Consider the following 3,994-nt stretch of genomic DNA (forward strand, 5'->3'; position numbering starts at 1 on the left):
GTCATGGTATCGCCGACGCCGCCTCGTCCTCTCGTCAAACGCGCAGGTGGCGGGCGCGGTGCGTGTGGTTTGGCTGTCAGTTACCTCCGCTAGCCTGCGAGGGTGACCTCCAAGGCAGCCCGTAAAGCCGAAGCCGCGCTGGCGGCGCAGGCCGATGAAGCGCCCGATCCCGATGTGCGTCGCCGGTGGCAACAGCTCGCCGACGAGGTGCGCGATCACCAGTTCCGCTATTACGTCAAGGATGCGCCGATCATCTCCGACGGTGAGTTCGACAAGCTGCTGCGGGAGCTCGCCGCGCTGGAGGAGCAGCACCCCGAGCTGCGCACCCCGGACTCACCCACCCAGCTGGTCGGCGGTGCCGGGTTCGCCACCGACTTCACCTCCGCCGAACATCTCGAGCGCATGCTGTCCCTTGACAATGTGTTTGCGCCGGAAGAACTTTCGGCCTGGGCGGCTCGGATCCGCGGTGAGATCGGTGAGAACGCCCACTATCTGACCGAGCTCAAGATCGACGGGGTGGCGATGGCACTGGTCTACCGCGACGGCAAGCTGGCGCGTGCGGCGACGCGGGGGGACGGCCGCATCGGTGAGGACGTCACCCTCAACGCCCGCACCATCGATGACGTCCCGCAGCGGCTCACCGCATCCAAGAAGTTCCCGGTGCCTCGGGTGCTCGAGGTGCGCGGCGAAGTGTTCTTCCGGCTGGCCGATTTCGAAGAACTGAACGCCGGTCTGGTCGCGGAGGGTAAGCCGCCGTTCGCCAACCCGCGCAACAGCGCGGCCGGGTCGCTGCGGCAGAAGAATCCCGCGGTCACCGCCCGCCGCAAGCTGCGGATGATCTGCCACGGTCTCGGCCGCGCCGAGGGTTTCTCGCCGAAGTCCCTGCACGAGGCCTACACCGCGCTCAAGGCGTGGGGCCTGCCGGTGTCCGAGCACACCGCGCAGGTGAAGGGCCTCGACGCGGTCAGCGAGCGCATCGCCTACTGGGGCGAGCACCGGCACGACGTGGACCACGAAATCGACGGAGTGGTGGTCAAAGTCGACGAGGTCGCGCTGCAGCGTCGGCTCGGTTCGACGTCGCGGGCGCCGCGCTGGGCGGTGGCCTACAAGTATCCGCCGGAAGAGGCGACCACCAAGCTGCTCGACATCCGGGTCAACGTCGGGCGCACCGGCCGGGTCACACCTTTCGCCTATATGGAGCCGGTGAAGGTCGCGGGTTCGACGGTGGGGCTGGCCACCCTGCACAACGCGTCGGAGGTCAAGCGCAAGGGCGTGCTCATCGGCGACACCGTGGTGATCCGTAAGGCCGGCGACGTCATTCCCGAGGTGCTGGGACCCGTCGTCGACCTTCGGGACGGCTCCGAGCGCGAATTCGTCATGCCCACAACATGTCCCGAGTGCGGCACCAAATTGGCGCCGGCCAAGGAGGGCGACGCCGACATCCGCTGCCCCAATGCGCGCTCGTGTCCGGCGCAACTGATTTAGCGAGAGTTCCACGTCGCCAGCCGCGGCGCGCTCGACATCGAGGCCCTGGGATACGAGGCCGGCATCGCGCTGCTCAAGGCCGGCGTCATCACCGACGAGGGCGACCTGTTCGGCCTGACCGAGGACGACCTGCTGCGCACCGAGCTGTTCACCACCAAGGGTGGTGGCCTGTCGGCGAACGGCAAACGGCTACTGGCGAATCTGGACAAGGCCAAGTCGCAGCCGCTGTGGCGGGTGCTCGTCGCGCTGTCGATCCGCCACGTGGGGCCGACCGCTGCACGCGCGCTGGCGACCGAGTTCGGCAGCCTGGGCGCCATCACCGCCGCATCCGAGGATCAGCTGGCCGCCGTCGAGGGCGTCGGGCCAACCATCGCCGTCGCGGTCACCGAGTGGTTCACCGTGGACTGGCACCGTGCGATCGTCGACAAGTGGCGCGCCGCAGGGGTGCGTATGGAAGACGAACGCGACACCAGCATCGAGCGCACGCTCGACGGGCTGTCGATCGTGGTGACCGGATCCCTCACCGGGTTCTCCCGTGACGACGCCAAGGAGGCCATCGTCGCGCGTGGGGGCAAGGCGGCCGGCTCGGTGTCGAAAAAGACTGCGTATGTGGTGGCCGGCGATTCGCCCGGCTCGAAATACGACAAGGCCGTCGAACTCGGGGTGCCGATCCTCGACGAGGATGGATTCCGCCGGTTGCTGGCGGACGGCCCGGACGGCGTCTAGTTCTGCGCGTGGCGTTTGTCGCCGCCATCCGGCGGGAATTCGTTCGGTAGACCCAAACAAGGAGTATGTGATGGCGACCTGCGTTACCTGCGGCAACGACTACGACAAGGCGTTCACCGTGACATGGGCCGACGGCAAGAGCGCGACATTTGACAGCATCGAGTGCGCGGCCGCGCAGTTGGCGCCGGAATGCGCGCATTGTGGCTGTCGGATCCTTGGCCACGGCATCGAGACACCCGATGCGATGTTCTGTTGCGCGCACTGTGCCCGGAAGGAAACCAACGCCGACGTGAACGACCGCTACCCGGTGCCGGCCGGCGGCTGACCGGCGGCTGACCGGCGAGCGAATCAGCGCAGGATCGTCGCGACGATCCCGGCCAGATAGCCCAGCCGGGCCACCTCGGATGGCCGGAACTGCGGACCGCCCGGTCGCCCCAATACCACGGCGGTGTGGTGGTCGCCCAACGGCGCGGCGGCCAGCGTGGTGTTCATATCCCGCCACACCCGGGGCACCCAATCCGCGTCGCCGTCCAGCGCCTGGGCATCGTCGATCGGCAGCCACGGCACATCATTGGTGTGCGTCTCGGGCGCACCGTGACTGCCGACGATGCGCTGAATGCCGGACTCGCTCAGCCGGGCCACGGTGCACCAGCCCACCCGCAGCACATGCGGCGCCTCGTCGGCCAGCACCTGCAATTTCGCCGGCTTGTCACCGGCCGCGGCGATGTGGTCGATCAGCTCGAGCTCCCGATGCGCGTCGAGCAGGCCGGTGTGCGGGCGGATGCTGTCCACCCGCACCCCTTTGAGGTTCTCCGCCGCGGTGATCAGCATGTCGGGCATGGCCCCGGGCGGCAGTTCGACCACCAGATCGTCGACGGCGTATCCCGTGCCCCGTTCCACGACGTCGAGGGACAAGATGTCGGCGCCCACCGACCCCAGCGCCACGGCCAATGAGCCGAGGCTGCCCGGTCGGTCCTCTAACTGGACCCGCAGCAGATACGAAGGCACGCGCAACACTGTTGCACAGGGCTGGCGGCTCAGCATTCCCGGCAGATGGCGGGCGCCCAGGCTTGACTAGGCTTGCGTGTCGTGTCGCAGATCTCCCGAGACGAGGTTGCCCATCTGGCGCGCCTGGCCCGCCTCGCCCTGAGCGAGGACGAGCTGGACAGCTTCGCGGGTCAGCTTGACGCCATCCTGAGCCACGTCAGCCAGATTCAGGCCGTCGACGTCACCGGCGTCGACCCGACCGGCAATCCGCTCAAGGACGTCAACGTCTTCAGGTCCGATGTCGTCGAGCCGTGCCTGACCCAGGAGGAGGCGCTGGCCGAGGCGCCGAAGGCGGTCGATGGCCGGTTCGCCGTGCCACGCATTCTGGGGGAGGCCGAATGAGCGACTTGATCCGGATGGACGCGGCGACGCTGGGCGCCAAGATCGCGGCCAAGGAAGTGTCGTCGACCGAGGCGACGCGGGCCTGCCTGGATCGGATCGCCGAGACCGACGGCCACTATCAGGCATTCCTGCACGTCGCGGAGGAGGAGGCGCTGGCCGCGGCGGCCCGGGTGGACGCCGCGATGGCCGCGGGCGAGGAACCGGTCTCGCCACTGGCCGGTGTGCCGCTGGCGCTCAAGGACGTATTCACCACCACCGACATGCCGACAACCTGCGGGTCGAAGATTCTTGACGGGTGGACATCGCCGTACGACGCGACGGTGACGGTGCGGCTGCGCGCGGCCGGCATCCCGATTCTGGGCAAGACCAACATGGACGAGTTCGCGATGGGATC

At 68.2% G+C, this 3,994-nt stretch carries 4 protein-coding genes and 1 pseudogene; 4 read left to right on the forward strand and 1 reads right to left on the reverse strand.

The window, feature by feature from the left end:
• The first annotated feature begins 138 nt into the window (after positions 1-138).
• Both ligA and ACRDU5_RS20610 read left to right on the forward strand, forming a co-directional pair.
• Positions 139-2,211, forward strand: a pseudogene (ligA, locus tag ACRDU5_RS20605) (NAD-dependent DNA ligase LigA).
• A gap of 70 nt (positions 2,212-2,281) precedes the next feature.
• Positions 2,282-2,536, forward strand: a complete 255-nt coding sequence (locus ACRDU5_RS20610; RefSeq protein WP_526616757.1) for a metallothionein — start codon at positions 2,282-2,284, stop codon at positions 2,534-2,536.
• 23 nt (positions 2,537-2,559) lie between these two features.
• On the opposite strand, the gene ACRDU5_RS20615 is transcribed toward ACRDU5_RS20610, so the two are convergent.
• Positions 2,560-3,219 (reverse strand): ACT domain-containing protein, encoded by a 660-nt coding sequence (locus ACRDU5_RS20615; protein WP_526616759.1) that lies wholly within the window; start codon positions 3,217-3,219, stop codon positions 2,560-2,562.
• Between the two features lie 81 nt (positions 3,220-3,300).
• Between ACRDU5_RS20615 and gatC the strand changes: the two genes are divergently transcribed.
• Entirely contained in the window at positions 3,301-3,600 is a 300-nt protein-coding gene (gene gatC, locus ACRDU5_RS20620) for an Asp-tRNA(Asn)/Glu-tRNA(Gln) amidotransferase subunit GatC (protein ID WP_526616760.1), read from the forward strand.
• On the forward strand, positions 3,597-3,994 hold a 398-nt coding region (locus ACRDU5_RS20625), incomplete at its 3' end, for an amidase family protein (RefSeq protein WP_526616762.1). The genes gatC and ACRDU5_RS20625, both read left to right, overlap by 4 nt.

Source organism: Mycobacterium sp. (genome assembly GCF_050701515.1).
In the GTDB taxonomy this organism is placed as follows: Bacteria; Actinomycetota; Actinomycetes; order Mycobacteriales; family Mycobacteriaceae; genus Mycobacterium.